The following is a 1,095-nucleotide window of genomic DNA, read 5'->3' as shown; positions in this document are numbered from 1 at the left end:
ACGGCCACGACGACAACGACCGCCACCCGCTCGACAACCCTATTTGACACCGCTGGCGGCATGAGTGTGGACCGGAGTTATGATCACCGCCAGATATATCGCCCCTCTCATGGACGAGGGGGGTGTAGCCAAAAATTGAGTATTGATTTTAGTTTGGATATATAATACCCCCACGAAATAAGTCGATGGGAGGTGGGTTGTTAATGAACCAGCAAGATAGGCAACGCCAATTTATTGAATGCGTGACCAGCGGAAAATAAATTCAAGCCCATCGCATAATCATCAGCAAATAAATCAATACCATTCGCCTCAACTTTTACACGCTCGTCCGAGGTCGTCTTCCTTGATCGCGTTGCCACACGGCGTTTTTTACATCTAACAGGATATGCCTGCTCTGCGCATCTTGATTTGGCGCACCGAAACGTGAATGCACCAGAGAGTTCGATGCGCGCTTTTTGGGTCGGCTTGTTTTAATTGTTATGCGATATTACGTCGCTTACCTATTCGTCTCTTCCGGCGGCAGGTGATATTTTGGGTCTGATGAAACAGCTGTTTCTTTTCTCCAATTAAACTTAATATCTGAACGCTCGCCATGTTCGTTTATAACACTAACTGTATTCTTTCTGTACTCTGGCGTTGCACTGGCGATGTGTTTTGGGACTTTTCCATCATCCCCTATTCCAAGTGTATTTAGCGTAGGTAAGGCATGGCCAGGATAAAGAGACAAAAAGAAGTCCAACCCTCGTATGTGAAAAAGAAACCCGCCAATCTGCTTGTCTATGTGTATCGGAGTAAAAGAAATGGAGCCAACGCGGAATCTTTCTAGCGTTTTATAGCTCAGCATGTAGAGTCCCAACTTGTGAGTGAATGGCAACTTTCCAAATACTACCTGGAGTAGGTATGGTGATGGCTCGCCAGGAACAGAATCCGCCATTCCCACGCCGATGTGAAACTCACTTTTATAGGAGAGATTTATAGCCGTTTTCAATAACCATCTTTCAAAAGTAACCATCCCCCGGCAAAGCCGGGGGCTTTGAATTCGTGAGCCGCTCAAAGCGGCAAGGGGTCGCTAACGCGGCCCCACGGTATTAGGGC

Annotated in this window: 1 protein-coding gene; it reads right to left on the bottom strand. The window is 47.1% G+C overall.

Features of this window, described 5'->3' with window-relative positions; genetic code table 11:
• Positions 1-496: 496 nt before the first annotated feature.
• Positions 497-844, bottom strand: coding sequence for a hypothetical protein (locus D779_RS22555; RefSeq protein ID WP_157726503.1), 348 nt, complete (start codon positions 842-844; stop codon positions 497-499).
• Positions 845-1,095 lie beyond the last annotated feature (251 nt).

It is taken from the genome of Imhoffiella purpurea (genome assembly GCF_000585215.1).
In the GTDB taxonomy this organism is placed as follows: Bacteria; Pseudomonadota; Gammaproteobacteria; order Chromatiales; family Chromatiaceae; genus Imhoffiella; species Imhoffiella purpurea.
This window is presented reverse-complemented; position numbering and strand designations above follow the sequence as displayed.